We start from the raw sequence: 13959 nt of genomic DNA, 5'->3' as shown, positions 1-13959 counted from the left end.
TAATTTTCTTTGACTTGAGGTTAGTACAATGTGGGATTTTTAAAATTTTCTAAAACGTTGATAACGATTTTCAATTAATTGGTCTAAAGGAAGTTGGCTAAGCTCCTCTAATTCAGAAATAAGATTTGTCTTAATCATCTCAACGATTTCACTTGAGAAATAACCGTGTTCTGGAATCACTTTGTCGACAACTCCCATATTGTAAAGCTCACCAGCAGTTATTTTCATCAGTTCAGCAGCTTCAGTAGCACGTGAACCATCTTTCCATAAAATTGATGCAAAGCCTTCTGGACTCAAAATCGCATACATGCTGTGTTCAAGCATCCAAACTTTATCAGCCACAGCAAGTGCAAGAGCACCACCTGAACCACCTTCACCAATGATAATAGCAATAATTGGTACCTTAAGGTCACTCATCTCAAACAAGTTACGCGCGATTGCTTCACCTTGTCCACGTTCTTCGGCACCAACACCCGGATAAGCACCAGCAGTGTTAATGAAAGTAACGACAGGACGACCGAATTTTTCAGCTTGTTTCATCAAGCGAAGCGCTTTACGGTAACCTTCTGGATTAGGTTGACCAAAATTGCGTTTAAGATTTTCCTGTAAATTTTTCCCTTTTTGAATACCAATAACTGTCACAGGACGACCAGCAAGTCGAGCAATTCCCCCAACGATTGCTCCGTCATCTGCAAAATGACGATCTCCATGAAGTTCCATAAAATCATCAAAAATCAAATTAGCGTATTCCAAGGTTGTCAAACGTCCTTGATCACGCGCTTCTTTCAAAATTCTTGATACATCACTACTCATTTGGCACCTCCATGAAATGCGACTAGTTTAGCAATAACATCAGGCATTTCAGTACGTTTTACAATGGCATCAACAAAGCCATGTTCCAAAAGGAATTCAGCTCTTTGGAAATCCTCAGGCAAGTTTTCTCGCACCGTTGTCTCGATAACTCGACGACCAGCAAAACCAACCAAGGCTTGAGGTTCTGCTAGAATAATGTCACCTTCCATAGCAAAACTTGCTGTCACCCCTCCTGTTGTAGGGTCAGTCAAGATTGTCAAATAGAATAGACCCGCTTCAGAGTGGCGTTTTACAGCAGCTGAAATTTTCGCCATTTGCATCAAACTCATAATACCTTCTTGCATACGAGCACCACCTGATGCTGTAAAAATAACAACAGGTAATTTTTCATCAATTGCCATTTCGAACAAACGAGTGATTTTTTCACCGACAACAGTCCCCATTGAAGCCATAATGAAGTTTGAATCCATGATAGCAAGGGCAACCTTTTCCCCTTTAATCAAAGCTTTACCTGTCAAAACAGCCTCTTCAAGACCAGTTTTTTCACGCATCTTAGCTAATTTTTCTTGATAGCCAGGGAATTTAAGTGGGTCACTTGTTTCAAGTCCAGTAAATAATTCCTCAAAACTTCCTTCATCTACAGTAATCGCTAAACGCTCTTTAGCAGAAATACGGAAATTATAAGAACAAGCTGGACAAATCTTGGCAACCCCTAAATCTTTTTGATAAATCATGTGCTTACAAGCTGGACACTTAGCAAACAATTCATCAGGCACCTCAGGCACTTCACGAGGTGCTGTTTGTTTTATAGAATTATTGGGAGTAATTCGGATGTACTTATCTTTTTTACTAAATAAAGCCATGAAATCTCCTAATCATTTTCCTTGTTATAGTTTGGTAAGAATGTCTCCATCAAGAATGAAGTATCATAGTCTCCTGCAATAACATGCTCATCACAAATCAAGTCCATTTGGAATTCAACGTTAGTTGTCACTCCTTCAATTTCTAATTCATAAAGGGCACGTTGCATTTTCATCAAAGCATCAAAACGATTTTCACCATGTACAATGATTTTAGCAATCATACTATCATAATATGGTGGAATCGTATAGCCATTATAAACAGCAGAGTCTACACGTAATCCAACACCACCACTTGGCAAATACAAATCTGTAATTTTACCAGGACTTGGTGCAAAGTTGAATTTTGGATTTTCAGCATTAATACGACATTCAATGGCATGACCAGTGATTTTAATATCATCTTGTGTCATTGACAATTCTTGTCCAGCCGCAATGCGAATTTGTTCCTTAACAATATCGACACCAGTAACAAATTCAGTTACAGGGTGTTCAACTTGAACACGTGTATTCATTTCCATGAAATAGAATTGTGAAGTCTTTTCGTCAAGCAAGAATTCAATTGTTCCCGCATTTTCATAACCAACAGCCTTAGCTGCGCGAACTGCAGCTTCACCAATTTTACCACGAAGTGTTTTACCAATCGCAATGGATGGACTTTCTTCAAGAACTTTTTGGTTATTACGTTGAAGAGAACAATCACGTTCTCCTAGGTGAACCACATTACCGTGACTATCACCTAAAATTTGAACCTCAATATGGCGTGCTGGATAAACCACTTTTTCAATATACATGGCACCATTACCAAATGCTGCCAAAGCCTCTTGAGAAGCTGATTCGAAGGCTGGTACAAGGTCTTGTGCTGATTCAACTTTACGAATACCTTTACCGCCACCACCAGCTGAAGCTTTAAGCATCACTGGGTAACCAAGTTTCTCAGCAACTTCCAAAGCTTGATCAGATGTAAAGACTTCGCCATCTGATCCTGGAATAACTGGGACATTAGCTGCAATCATTTCAGCACGGGCATTAATTTTATCACCCATTTTATCCATGATTTCAGCACTTGGTCCGATAAATTTGATGTGCATTTCTTCACACATGGTTGCAAATTTTGAGTTTTCACTCAAAAATCCAAATCCAGGGTGAATCGCTTCAGCACCTGTTACAATAGCAGCTGACAAGACGGCATTCATATTAAGATAAGAGTCTGTCGAACGAGCTGGACCGATACAAATTGCTTCATCAGCCAAAATCGTATGCAAAGAATTTTTATCAGCTTCAGAATAGACAGCTACCGTATTGATTCCCAATTCACGTGCCGCACGAATAATACGCACCGCAATTTCTCCACGATTGGCAATTAATATCTTTTTAAACATACGTCTGCTTTTTCCTCCTATTTGGAATGTTTTAGCATTCCAGTCAAAATTCTTTTTTTGTCACAGTTTACGTTAAACTACTTTTTCTTAACTACCAATAGCAAACGTCAATGTGCCAGAAGCTGCTAATTTTCCATCAACTTCTGCTTTTGCTTCAACCACAGCAATGGTACCGCGGCGTTTAACAAATTTCGCTGTCATAATCAATTGGTCACCTGGAACAACTTGTTTTTTGAAACGAACTTTGTCCATTCCAGCATAAAAAACCAATTTCCCTTTATTTTCTTCTTTTGAAAGTTCTAGGACACCTGCTGTTTGAGCAAGAGCTTCCATGATAAGAACACCTGGCATAACAGGATATTCTGGAAAATGTCCATTGAAAAATGGTTCATTAATTGTCACATTTTTAACAGCAACAATTTCATCATCACTCACTTCAAGCACTCGGTCAACCAAAAGCATTGGGTAACGGTGTGGTAAAGCTTCACGAATTTGTTTAATATCAATCATTTAATACGTACCAATCCTTGTCCGAATTCAACAACATCTTCGTTGTCTACCATAACTTCTGTCACGATACCATCTTTTGGAGCTGGAATTTCATTCATGACTTTCATAGCTTCAATGATTAACAATGTTTGACCTTTTTTAACTGAATCACCAACTGATACAAAGGCTGGTTTATCAGGTGCTGGAGCAAGGTAAGCCACACCAACAAGAGGGCTTGTCACTTCTTCACCTTCTGCAAAAATATCAGTATCAGCTGCAGTTGCTTTTTCTGAATCTGTAGATGCTGCTACAGCTGAAGCTGCTGGAGCAGATACCGTTTCAACAGCAGGAGCTACTGGAGCTGCGCTAGCAGCAACAGGCGCAACAGGAGCTGTGTATTCATTTTTACTAAATGATAATTCAGATTCAGCAGTTTTAAATGAAAATTCACGTAGGCTTGACTGGTCAAATTGAGCCATCAAGTCTTTTACTTCAGAAATATTCACGCTTACGCCTCCCAACGTTTAAATGCTAATACAGAATTGTGTCCACCAAATCCGAATGTATTTGAAATAGCGTAAGTCAATTCTGCTTCTTGACCTTGTCCATAGACAACATTTGCTTCAATGTCTTCTGACAATTCACGTGTACCAGCTGTCATTGGAATATAGTTGTGTCGGATAGCTTCAATTGTAGCAACAGCTTCAACAGCACCAGCAGCACCAAGAAGGTGTCCTGTGAATGATTTTGTTGAAGATACTGGAACATCTTTACCAAGGACAGTGACGATAGCTTTGCTTTCACCTTTTTCATTAGCTTGAGTTGATGTACCATGTGCGTTAACATAGTCAACATCTTCTGGTGAAATACCAGCTTCTTTGATAGCCAATTCAATAGCTTTTGCAGCACCTGAACCATCAGGAGTTGGTGTTGTTTGGTGGTAAGCATCACAGTTGCTACCATAACCAACAACTTCAGCAAGAATTGTTGCACCACGTTTTTGAGCGTGTTCAAGACTTTCAAGAACAAGCACACCAGCACCTTCACCCATAACAAAACCATTGCGATCTTTATCAAATGGAATAGCAGAGCGAGCTGGGTCTTCTGTTGTAGAAAGGGCAGTCAAAGCATTGAAACCACCGATACCAATTTCGTTAATAGTAGATTCAGCACCACCAGCAAGAATCACATCATGGTAGCCGAATTTGATTTCACGGAAAGCTTCACCGATAGCATCGTTAGATGAGGCACAAGCAGTTGTGATTGATTTACATACACCACGCGCACCAATACGAAGAGCAATGTTACCAGCAGCCATATTTGACAAAGCTTTAGGGATGAACATTGGTTGAATACGTTTGATACCTTTTTCGTGCATACGAATGATTTGTTCTTGCATTTCTTGCAAACCACCGATACCAGATGATACGATAACACCAGTACGGTCACGATCAACTGTATCCATATCAAGTTTTGCATTTTCAAGAGCTTCTAAAGTCGCATAAATCGCATAAAGTGAATATTGATCCATGCGGTTTTTATCTTTACGAACAAAATATTTATCAAAAGGAAAATCATGGATTTCCCCAGCATTATGAACTGGGATTTCAGAATTATCAAATTTAGTAATTGGTCCGATACCAATTTTACCATCATGAAGATTGTTCCAGAATTCTTCTGGTGTATTTCCGATAGGGGATGTTAAACCGTAACCTGTTACTACAACTCTATTTAATGTCATTTTTGTCTCCTTTTAAGAGAAATTATACTTCTAATTTTAAACTATTACAGCAAAGCAAACAATAGTTTACATTGCCATACCACCATCAATTGCAATGACTTGCCCAGTCAAATATTCTTGTTCAGCCAAGAAACTTGCAACAGTTGCCACTTCTTCAGCTTTACCAATACGTTTCATTGGAATACCTGCTAAAATCGCTTCTTGCATTTTTTCAGGAATCGCATCAGTCATATCTGACTCAATAAATCCTGGCGCAATAGCATTTACACGAACACCACGCGCAGCAACTTCACGAGCAACTGATTTCGTAAAGCCAATCAAACCAGCTTTTGAAGCAGCATAGTTTGCTTGTCCAACATTTCCTGTCAAACCAACAACACTAGACAAGTTAATGATAGCACCCTGACGAGCACGTGTCATCGGCTTCAAGACTGATTGCGTCATGTTGAAAGCACCAGTCAAATTCACTTTAAGCACTGATTCAAAGTCAGCTTCAGTCATTTTCAACATTAATTTATCATTTGTGATACCCGCATTGTTGACCAAAATATCAACTGAACCTAGCTCAGCAATAGCTTCATCAACCATGCGTTTCGCATCTTCAAATTGTGAAACATCACCAGAAATGGCAACAACTTTTACTTGATAATCTTTAAAACTATCAATCAATTCTGCTGAAATTTGTGAACGACCATTAAGAACCACGTTAGCTCCAAGACTAGCAAAACGATGGGCAATAGCTAAACCAATTCCGCGAGTTGACCCTGTTACAAAAACGTTCTTATTTTTGATATCCATGATTATCTCCTATTTTTCTAGCAAAACATTTAAGCTTGCTTCATCTTCTACTGTTGAGGTTGGAATACTTTTATCAATTTTGCGAAGAAATCCACTCAAAACTTTACCTGGCCCAATTTCAATAACTTCTGTCATTCCAAGCTTACGCATTGTCTCGATAGAATCATAAAAACGAACAGGTTCTTTCACTTGTCTAGCAAGTAAAGCTTTAATATCACTGTACTCCATCACTTTTGCTTCCGTATTTCCAATCAATGGAATGTCAAAGTCAGAAAAAGTAACTTTATCAAGTACTTCTGAAAGACGTTTGCTAGCTGGTGCTAACAAAGCAGTATGGAATGGGCCTGAAACCTTCAACGGAATCAAACGTTTCACTCCAGCTTCCTTAAGTAATTCAACAGCATAATTAACAGCTTCAGTTTCACCACCAATCACAATCTGTGCTGGGGTATTATAGTTTGCTGGTGTTACCACACCTTTAATAGAAGCTTTTTGACAAATATCTTCAATAAGAGATGCTTCCGTATTCATGACAGCAACCATTTTTCCAGTTCCAGCTGGAGCTGCAGTCTCCATAAATTCACCACGTTTTGCCACTAATGCAACAGCATCTTCAAAACTTAAAGCTCCTGAAGCCACCAAAGCTGAATACTCACCTAGTGAAAGTCCAGCAACCATGTCAGCTTTAAAGCCTTTCTCTTGCAATAAACGATAAATCGCAACAGATGTTGTTAAAATAGCCGGCTGTGTGTAGCGTGTTTGATTTAATTTATCTTCTTCCTTATCAATTAAATCACGAAGATTATAGCCAAGAATAGAACTAGCTTGATCAAAAGTCTCCCTAACAATCGGATATTTTTCATATAAATCACTTGCCATTCCAAGTTTTTGAGCCCCTTGACCAGCAAATAAAAAGGCAGTTTTCGTCATTAAATCCTCCCAAACGGAATTTGATTTTTATTTAAATAGAAATATTAATCTTTCTCAATATCAGCCCAACGTTTAGCTTCTTCTAAGATAACTTCTTGAGCACCATAATAGAGATCTTTCAAGATTTCTTCACAAGTTTCTTCTTTACGAATCAAACCTGCAATTTGTCCTGCCATGACTGAACCAGTCACAACATCACCATCGACAACAGCGTTACGCAAAGCACCTGCTCCCAATACTTCGATATCTTCTTTAGTCTTACGACCAGCTAAGAAATCTTTTTCTGCGTGTGCATATGATGTTGTCAATTTATTTTTAACAGCACGGACTGGATGTCCAACAACAGATGCAGAAATAACTGTATCAATATCTTTTGCTTTTAAAATTTTATCTTTGAAGTTTTGATGTGCATTAGATTCTTTTGAAACAGCAAAGCGAGTTCCGACTTGAACAGCTTCTGCACCAAGCATAAAGATTGCTGCTGCACCACGACCATCACCAACACCACCAGCACCAATAACTGGAATGTTAACTGCATCAACAACTTGACGTACTAGTGTCATTGTTGTCAATTTACCAATGTGACCGCCAGCTTCCATACCTTCAGCGATAACAGCATCTGCTCCTAGTTTTTCCATACGTTTTGCAAGTGCAACACTAGGAACAACTGGGATAACTGTAATACCAGCTTCATGGAAACGTTCCATGTATTTACCAGGGTTCCCAGCACCAGTTGTAACAACTTTAACCCCTTCTTCAATAACAAGGTCGACAATATCTTCAACAAATGGTGACAAAAGCATAATGTTAACACCAAAAGGTTTATCAGTGATTTGTTTAACCTTATCAATATTAGCTTTAACAACTTCTTTAGGGGCATTACCACCACCGATAATACCTAAACCACCAGCGTTTGAAACGGCACCAGCCAAGTCACCATCGGCAACCCAGGCCATACCACCTTGAAAAATTGGATATTTGATATTTAATAATTCTGTAATACGTGTTTTCATGTTAAACCTTCTTAGTCTTTACCAAACAATAATTTGATAGTCAAACTATCATAATAAGAAGAGAGGGAGTAAGATAAGTTTTTCGCTCTTTAGCAACTTATCCCACAGCCCTTTCAACTAAATATATAGTGGAGTTAGTTTTTAATCCCAACTCCATCCATGTTATTATTTTGTTTTTTCTTCAACGTAAGCAACCAAGTCACCTACAGTGTTAAGACCTTCTTCAGTTTCGATTTGAATATCAAATGCATCTTCGATTTCTGAGATTACTTGGAAAACATCAAGTGAATCAGCATCAAGTTCATCGAAAGTTGTTTCCAATTTAACTTCTTCTGCTTCTTTTCCAAGTTCTTCAACGATAATTTCTTGTACTTTTTCAAATACTGCCATGATTAATTTCTCCTTAATAAATATATATAAATTTATCTCATGCTAATGCACAAGTTTGTAACTAGATTTTAACAATTAGACTTCCCCATGTCAAACCTCCACCGAAAGCAGAGAAAAGAACTGTTTGGGAACCATCTAGTTTTACAAGTCCTTTATCAACATATTCTGCCAATAAAATTGGAATACTTGCAGCGCTTGTGTTACCATACTCCATCATATTTGCGGGCAACTTGCTGACATCAACACCAACTTTTTTAGCGATTTTATCCAAAATACGGATATTAGCTTGGTGTAAGAACAGATAATCTAAATCATCTGCTGAAACGTCAGAATCTTCAATAAGCGCTTTGATATTCTTAGCCACATCTCTGATTGCAAAATCAAAAATAGCTCGGCCATCCATTTTCAAGAATTTATCATCCTCTTCTTTTTCAGAAAATGGTGAAGATAAGCCAACTTTACCTGAAGTTAAGCTAAGGCCACGGCTACCATCAGTGTTCAAGGATTCCGCTAGGAAATGTTTTGTATCTGATGCTTCAAGTAAGACACCACCAGCGCCATCACCGAATAAAACAGAGGTGCTTCGATCTGACCAATCTAGCGTTTTTGACAATGTTTCAGCACCAATAACGATTCCTCGTTTATACATACCTGATTGAATAAATTTATCAGCAGTCGCAAGAGCAAATACAAATCCACTACATGCTGCTGTCATATCCATCGCAAAGGCATTAACGGCACCAATATTTGCTTGAACACGAGCCGCTGTTGATGGCATAAGACTATCAGGGGTAATTGTTGCAACAATGATGAAATCAATATCCTCAGCTGACAAACCAGCTTTTGAAATTAGTTGTTTTGCAACTTGCGTCCCTAAATCACTAGTTGTTTCAGTTCGAGTGATGTGTCGTCTTCTAATTCCCGTACGTGATGAAATCCACTCATCGCTGGTGTCCATGATTTCAGACAAATCATCGTTTGTAATCACTTGTTCAGGGGCATAGGCTGCTGCCTGAGCAATTCTTGCAAATACCATTATTACATTAACTCCTCAAGAAACTTGTGAAGATTTTTAAGCCCTCTTAAAAGAGCTTCTAGTTCTTCTTCATTCATATCCTCAGCAATATGAGCAACCATATTCTTATGGAATTTATGATGAAGCCTATCTAATAATCTTCCTTTTTTTGTTAAAGTTAAATGAACCACACGACGATCTAATTTTGAACGTTGTCTTTCAATATAACCTTTTGCCTCAAGTTTATTTAAACTAGTGGTTATTGTACCGAGGGTTAACATCAACTCACGTGCAATATCACTTGGAGTCACATTAGAATTCTTACCAATAATCTCAATGGTATGCATTTCCTTTAATGAAACATCGTTGAACTGACTTGTTCGTAAACTAGTCTCTTCAATAACCTGTACTCGATTAAAAATATCAACCAAATATTCATTAATTCTATTATAATCCAAGATTTCACCTCCTAAATAAACTTTGACAATCAAAGTATATCAAACATCAAAATATTTTGCAAGGTCTTTCGGGTCAAACTGAAAAAATAATTTGAAAATCAAACAATTATTTACACTATTTTCCAGAAAATTTCGGACGGCGTTTTTCAGCAAAAGCACGAACACCTTCTTTGAAATCTTCCTTAAATGCTAATTCTTCTTGAAGTTGCAATTCAAGTTTTGCATAATCTTCCCAACCTTCAAATTGAGCTTTCCAAGACATTTCCTTAATTGCTCGATAAGAATTGATAGAGCCACGAAGTAAACGTTTCGTTAACTGATTAGTTGTTCGCTCAAGCTTTTCTGATTCACAAAGTCGGTAAACAATTCCATAATCAAGGGCTTTTTCAGCATTTACCCCTTCACCAGTCATAGCTAATTGAACAGCACGTGTTGTTCCAATTGCTCGACTCATCAAGAAAAGACCACCAGCATCTGGAGCAAGACCGACACCCACAAAAGCTTGAATGAATTTAGCTTTTTCACTTGCTACAACAAAATCTGCCGCAACAGCCATGTTTGCAGCCGCACCAGCAACCGCACCATCGACACTCATAATGACTGGTTTAGGCAATTTCTTCATTGCAAAAGAAATTTTATTAACCAAACTAGCAATTTCAACAAGAGATTCCACATTATCAGATTCAACTGCACGTTGCATCTCTGCTAAGTCACCACCAATTGAAAAGACTTTACCAACTGCTTTAATGACCAAAATTTTTACAGAATCATCTGCTTTTACAAGCTCCAAAACCTCAAGAATCTCTTGACAAGTTGGAATATTAAAACCATTCGAAATATCAGGGCGATTCAAGGTTAAAGTTGCGACTTCTCCCTTTTCATAAATCACATTATCGAAAGACATCTACCTACCTCCATCAGATGTGATAAAAAAATAGTTTGATAATAAAACTATTTAGCAACAGCTATTTTAGCATACTAATCATTGTTAAATCAAGAAAAAAATCGTATTTTTGATAATTTAGTTTGATTTTTTAATATTTTGTATATCAAACTATTATAGAAAAAAAGTAGGATTACTCCTACCTTAATACCACTATTTTGATAAATCCTCAATAACTTGAGTCAAGTTTTTCACCAAGCGGCTGGCTTTACTTTGATCCATATCAAACAAAGTATCTTCAATAGCCCAAACAGCTAAATCAGCAGAAACACCAGCCTGAATGCCCTTTTCACTATCTTCAATAACAAGAGTTTCTTCATTATTAAAACCAAGTTGTCGTCTTGCTTCTTGATAAATGGCAGGGTGTGGCTTTCCTTTTTCGAATTCTTCCCCTGATAAAATCACCGAAAAATACTCTCTTAACTGTGTTTCATCGAGTGCTTTCAGAATATCATGTTTTGTTGAACTAGAAGCAAGCCCTAGACGAAAACCTTTATCAAAAAGCCCCTTAACAACCTCAAATGTATCCTCAAAAATCAAATTCTTATAAGGAAGTGGATGAGTTTTTTTGTAAATTGAATACTCTTTTTGAAGTTGTTCAGTATCCCACTTATCAAAATCATCACGTAAAATATCTGGCCAAATTTGTTTCATATTGCCACCAATGAAAAAACTAGGTGGTAAATGCTTTATGCTAATCCCCTTTTCAGCTAAGAACTTCTCACGACGACGGTAATAAAAGGTTTCAGTATCGAATAAGACACCATCCATATCAAAAATAATTGCTTTAAATTTTTCCATTCCTCTATTATACTATCTTTTTATTTTAAAAACTACTGACAAATTTTCAGAATTTTGCTATAATTGTATACAAATTTTAGAATTTTGGAGAAGGTCATGAAAGTAATCAAATTTGGTGGTAGTTCACTAGCTTCGGCTGAACAACTGAAAAAAGTTTTGAACATTGTGAAATCTGATAGCGAACGACGTTTTGTTGTTGTATCAGCACCCGGAAAACGTAACTCAGAAGATACAAAAGTTACCGATGCGCTTATTAAGTATTATAAGAACTACACCTCAGGTGATGACGTCACTGCTGCACAAGAATGGATTATTAACCGTTACCAAGCCATTGCTGACGAACTTGAACTTAGTTCATCAGTCATGAGCAAAATTGCAGGTGCGATTACAAATCTTGCGACACTTCCTATCGAATGCAATGAATTCTTGTACGACACATTCCTAGCAGCTGGTGAAGATAATAACGCTAAACTTGTAGCAGAATTCTTCCGTAAAAATGGGCTCAACGCTCGCTATGTTCACCCTAAAGAAGCAGGTATTATCGTTTCAAGCGAACCAGGAAACGCTAGAATTCTTCCATCAAGCTATGATAAACTTGAAGAATTACGCGATTCTGAGGAAATCCTCGTTATACCAGGCTTCTTTGGAGTAACTGTTGACAATCAAATCTGCACATTCTCTCGTGGTGGTTCAGATATTTCTGGATCAATCGTAGCAGCTGGTGTGAAAGCAGACCTATATGAAAACTTTACTGATGTTGACGGTATTTTTGCTGCTCACCCAGGTGTTGTTCACAAACCACACACCATCCAAGAATTAACATACCGTGAAATGCGTGAACTTGCTTACGCTGGATTTTCTGTTCTACACGATGAAGCACTTATTCCTGCTTACCGTGGTAAAATTCCCCTCGTTATCAAAAACACAAATAACCCAGAACACCCAGGTACACGTATCACCTTAAAACACAGTGGACCTACAGTCCCAGTCATTGGTATTGCAGCAGATGATGAATTTGCAAGTATTAACATGTCTAAATACCTTATGAACCGTGAAGTCGGATTTGGTCGTAAAGTCCTTCAAATCCTTGAAGACTTAAATATCCGTTGGGAACACATGCCAACAGGTATTGACGATATGTCAGTTATCGTACGTGAAAGAGAATTGACACCTATCAAAGAACAAGAAATTATTTCATATCTTACAAGAGAACTAGGTGTTGATGAAATTGATATCGAACATAACCTTTCAATCATTATGATTGTCGGAGAAGATATGAAGAACCACATCGGGGTAACTGCAACAGCAACTAAAGCCTTGTCAGACAAACATATTAACTTGGAAATGATTTCTCAAGGTTCTAGTGAAGTTTCAGTCATGTTCGTTACACAAACAGAACACGAAAAAGGAGCCGTACGCGCACTCTATCAAGCATTTTTCCGAGCAGAATAAATAAAGAAAAGGATCAGAAATCTCTGATCCCTTTTTATGCTCTAAAATCCTCAAAATAAGGGGCAATTTCTTTTAAGAAAGCTTTCTTTCCTTCAAAGCGTTCTCCTCGAATAACCTTAGCTAATTTTTCTTTCGCTTCTTCTCCTAAGCTTGCGCGCAAACGGGTTAAACTATCTTGATAAGCCACATAATCTACGACTTCAAAGAAAGACACTTGTGGCACCGCATGACTAACCTCACCAATTTCCTCATAGGGCATGCGATTAAACTTACGCTTAAAGGATTCCTGATGTCTAATAGTATCCTTAACATGATTTGAAAATTTTGTTTTAAAGTAAGTGTATCGTTTTCCTTCATTGATTAGAAGATCGGGATGGGCCTCTAAGAGTTGAAAGAAGACAATTCGTCCCTCTTGAACCCAGTCCTCATAATCCCACAGTTTCACAAAATAATGACGTCTTAGTTTTAAGATGATTGGAACAACCGTTTGAAAGTATGCTTCAAAATCCATTGATTCATTTCTCCTTTTATTATTCCCTTAAAGGTACTTTTATTATAAAAGTGGAAATCAAAAAGGAACATGACAAAAATGTCCAAATCATACTTTAAGACAGAAAAAAAGCAACCCGAAGGTTGCTCTCTACGTCTACCGCTTTAAAACTCCGCCAGTAGGACTCGAACCTACGACATCATGATTAACAGTCATGCGCTACTACCAACTGAGCTATGGCGGATAAATGCTAAGCGACTACCATATCTAACAGGGGGCAACCCCCAACTACATCAGGCGTGCTAGGGCTTAACTTCTGTGTTCGGCATGGGAACAGGTGTATCTCCTAGGCTATCGTCACTTAACTATGATTGATTATCCAAT

Annotated in this window: 16 protein-coding genes, 1 tRNA gene and 1 rRNA gene; 1 reads left to right on the top strand and 17 read right to left on the bottom strand. The window is 37.9% G+C overall.

The window, feature by feature from the left end; genetic code table 11:
- Positions 1-39: 39 nt before the first annotated feature.
- The 14 genes from BLP98_RS07310 to BLP98_RS07245 all read right to left on the bottom strand — a co-directional run bounded on the left by BLP98_RS07310 (position 40) and on the right by BLP98_RS07245 (position 11633).
- Positions 40-813 (bottom strand): acetyl-CoA carboxylase carboxyl transferase subunit alpha, encoded by a 774-nt coding sequence (locus BLP98_RS07310; protein ID WP_074482619.1) that lies wholly within the window; start codon positions 811-813, stop codon positions 40-42.
- The gene (gene accD / locus BLP98_RS07305; RefSeq protein WP_074482618.1) at positions 810-1676 is read right to left on the bottom strand and encodes an acetyl-CoA carboxylase, carboxyltransferase subunit beta; all 867 of its coding nucleotides are present in this window, start codon (positions 1674-1676) and stop codon (positions 810-812) included. Before accD ends, BLP98_RS07310 begins: the two co-directional genes overlap by 4 nt.
- 8 nt (positions 1677-1684) lie before the next feature.
- Complete coding sequence (locus tag BLP98_RS07300) at positions 1685-3055, bottom strand: acetyl-CoA carboxylase biotin carboxylase subunit (protein ID WP_074482617.1); 1371 nt, start codon at positions 3053-3055, stop codon at positions 1685-1687.
- 87 nt (positions 3056-3142) lie between these two features.
- Positions 3143-3565, bottom strand: coding sequence for a 3-hydroxyacyl-ACP dehydratase FabZ (fabZ, locus tag BLP98_RS07295; RefSeq protein WP_003067515.1), 423 nt, complete (start codon positions 3563-3565; stop codon positions 3143-3145).
- Positions 3562-4050 carry an acetyl-CoA carboxylase biotin carboxyl carrier protein gene (accB, locus tag BLP98_RS07290; RefSeq protein WP_074482616.1) on the bottom strand — a complete coding sequence of 163 codons (489 nt, stop codon included), beginning with the start codon at positions 4048-4050 and terminating at the stop codon, positions 3562-3564. The genes fabZ and accB overlap by 4 nt, the downstream gene beginning before the upstream one ends.
- A 2-nt stretch (positions 4051-4052) precedes the next feature.
- Positions 4053-5285: a beta-ketoacyl-ACP synthase II gene (fabF, locus tag BLP98_RS07285; protein WP_074482615.1), complete on the bottom strand. Its 1233-nt coding sequence runs from the start codon at positions 5283-5285 to the stop codon at positions 4053-4055.
- 66 nt (positions 5286-5351) lie between these two features.
- On the bottom strand, positions 5352-6083 hold the full coding sequence (fabG, locus tag BLP98_RS07280; protein WP_074482614.1) for a 3-oxoacyl-[acyl-carrier-protein] reductase: 732 nt from the start codon (positions 6081-6083) through the stop codon (positions 5352-5354).
- 9 nt (positions 6084-6092) lie between these two features.
- Entirely contained in the window at positions 6093-7013 is a 921-nt protein-coding gene (gene fabD, locus BLP98_RS07275) for an ACP S-malonyltransferase (protein WP_074482613.1), read from the bottom strand.
- 44 nt (positions 7014-7057) lie between these two features.
- On the bottom strand, positions 7058-8026 hold the full coding sequence (fabK, locus tag BLP98_RS07270) for an enoyl-[acyl-carrier-protein] reductase FabK (RefSeq protein ID WP_074482612.1): 969 nt from the start codon (positions 8024-8026) through the stop codon (positions 7058-7060).
- A 165-nt stretch (positions 8027-8191) separates the two neighbouring features.
- Positions 8192-8416, bottom strand: a complete 225-nt coding sequence (locus BLP98_RS07265; protein ID WP_006531079.1) for an acyl carrier protein — start codon at positions 8414-8416, stop codon at positions 8192-8194.
- Positions 8417-8477: 61 nt separating this feature from the next.
- Positions 8478-9452 (bottom strand): beta-ketoacyl-ACP synthase III, encoded by a 975-nt coding sequence (locus BLP98_RS07260; protein WP_074482611.1) that lies wholly within the window; start codon positions 9450-9452, stop codon positions 8478-8480.
- A 2-nt stretch (positions 9453-9454) separates the two neighbouring features.
- Positions 9455-9889 (bottom strand): fatty acid biosynthesis transcriptional regulator FabT, encoded by a 435-nt coding sequence (locus BLP98_RS07255; protein ID WP_074482610.1) that lies wholly within the window; start codon positions 9887-9889, stop codon positions 9455-9457.
- A 115-nt stretch (positions 9890-10004) separates the two neighbouring features.
- A complete protein-coding gene (locus tag BLP98_RS07250; protein WP_074482609.1) occupies positions 10005-10793 on the bottom strand; it encodes an enoyl-CoA hydratase in 789 nt (262 codons plus the stop codon).
- A 192-nt stretch (positions 10794-10985) separates the two neighbouring features.
- Positions 10986-11633 carry an HAD family hydrolase gene (locus tag BLP98_RS07245; protein WP_074482608.1) on the bottom strand — a complete coding sequence of 216 codons (648 nt, stop codon included), beginning with the start codon at positions 11631-11633 and terminating at the stop codon, positions 10986-10988.
- Between the two features lie 96 nt (positions 11634-11729).
- On the opposite strand from BLP98_RS07245, the gene BLP98_RS07240 reads away from it, so the two are divergent.
- A complete protein-coding gene (locus tag BLP98_RS07240; RefSeq protein WP_074482607.1) occupies positions 11730-13085 on the top strand; it encodes an aspartate kinase in 1356 nt (451 codons plus the stop codon).
- A 34-nt stretch (positions 13086-13119) separates the two neighbouring features.
- Here BLP98_RS07240 and BLP98_RS07235 read toward each other — a convergent pair whose 3' ends face one another.
- The 3 genes from BLP98_RS07235 to rrf all read right to left on the bottom strand — a co-directional run bounded on the left by BLP98_RS07235 (position 13120) and on the right by rrf (position 13940).
- The gene (locus BLP98_RS07235; RefSeq protein WP_074482606.1) at positions 13120-13596 is read right to left on the bottom strand and encodes a competence protein ComX; all 477 of its coding nucleotides are present in this window, start codon (positions 13594-13596) and stop codon (positions 13120-13122) included.
- A 149-nt stretch (positions 13597-13745) separates the two neighbouring features.
- Positions 13746-13819, bottom strand: a tRNA-Asn gene (locus BLP98_RS07230).
- A gap of 5 nt (positions 13820-13824) precedes the next feature.
- Positions 13825-13940, bottom strand: a 5S ribosomal RNA gene (gene rrf, locus BLP98_RS07225).
- Between the last annotated feature and the right edge of the window lie 19 nt (positions 13941-13959).

The organism is Streptococcus equinus, from assembly GCF_900104225.1.
Classification (GTDB): domain Bacteria; phylum Bacillota; class Bacilli; order Lactobacillales; family Streptococcaceae; genus Streptococcus; species Streptococcus equinus_D.
The sequence above is the reverse complement of the archived record's forward strand: the minus strand, read 5'-3'. Positions and strand labels throughout refer to the sequence as shown.

What these genes read in the sequence shown, in the direction of transcription:
- BLP98_RS07310 (WP_074482619.1), bottom strand. Translation starts at nt 813, where the DNA reads ATGAGTAGTGATGTATCAAGAATTTTGAAAGAAGCGCGTGATCAAGGA.
- fabF (WP_074482615.1), bottom strand. Translation starts at nt 5,285, where the DNA reads ATGACATTAAATAGAGTTGTAGTAACAGGTTACGGTTTAACATCCCCT.
- BLP98_RS07245 (WP_074482608.1), bottom strand. Translation starts at nt 11,633, where the DNA reads ATGGAAAAATTTAAAGCAATTATTTTTGATATGGATGGTGTCTTATTC.
- accD (WP_074482618.1), bottom strand. Translation starts at nt 1,676, where the DNA reads ATGGCTTTATTTAGTAAAAAAGATAAGTACATCCGAATTACTCCCAAT.
- BLP98_RS07265 (WP_006531079.1), bottom strand. Translation starts at nt 8,416, where the DNA reads ATGGCAGTATTTGAAAAAGTACAAGAAATTATCGTTGAAGAACTTGGA.
- BLP98_RS07250 (WP_074482609.1), bottom strand. Translation starts at nt 10,793, where the DNA reads ATGTCTTTCGATAATGTGATTTATGAAAAGGGAGAAGTCGCAACTTTA.
- fabD (WP_074482613.1), bottom strand. Translation starts at nt 7,013, where the DNA reads ATGACGAAAACTGCCTTTTTATTTGCTGGTCAAGGGGCTCAAAAACTT.
- BLP98_RS07240 (WP_074482607.1), top strand. Translation starts at nt 11,730, where the DNA reads ATGAAAGTAATCAAATTTGGTGGTAGTTCACTAGCTTCGGCTGAACAA.
- fabG (WP_074482614.1), bottom strand. Translation starts at nt 6,083, where the DNA reads ATGGATATCAAAAATAAGAACGTTTTTGTAACAGGGTCAACTCGCGGA.
- BLP98_RS07260 (WP_074482611.1), bottom strand. Translation starts at nt 9,452, where the DNA reads ATGGTATTTGCAAGAATTGCTCAGGCAGCAGCCTATGCCCCTGAACAA.
- BLP98_RS07235 (WP_074482606.1), bottom strand. Translation starts at nt 13,596, where the DNA reads ATGGATTTTGAAGCATACTTTCAAACGGTTGTTCCAATCATCTTAAAA.
- BLP98_RS07300 (WP_074482617.1), bottom strand. Translation starts at nt 3,055, where the DNA reads ATGTTTAAAAAGATATTAATTGCCAATCGTGGAGAAATTGCGGTGCGT.
- fabK (WP_074482612.1), bottom strand. Translation starts at nt 8,026, where the DNA reads ATGAAAACACGTATTACAGAATTATTAAATATCAAATATCCAATTTTT.
- fabZ (WP_003067515.1), bottom strand. Translation starts at nt 3,565, where the DNA reads ATGATTGATATTAAACAAATTCGTGAAGCTTTACCACACCGTTACCCA.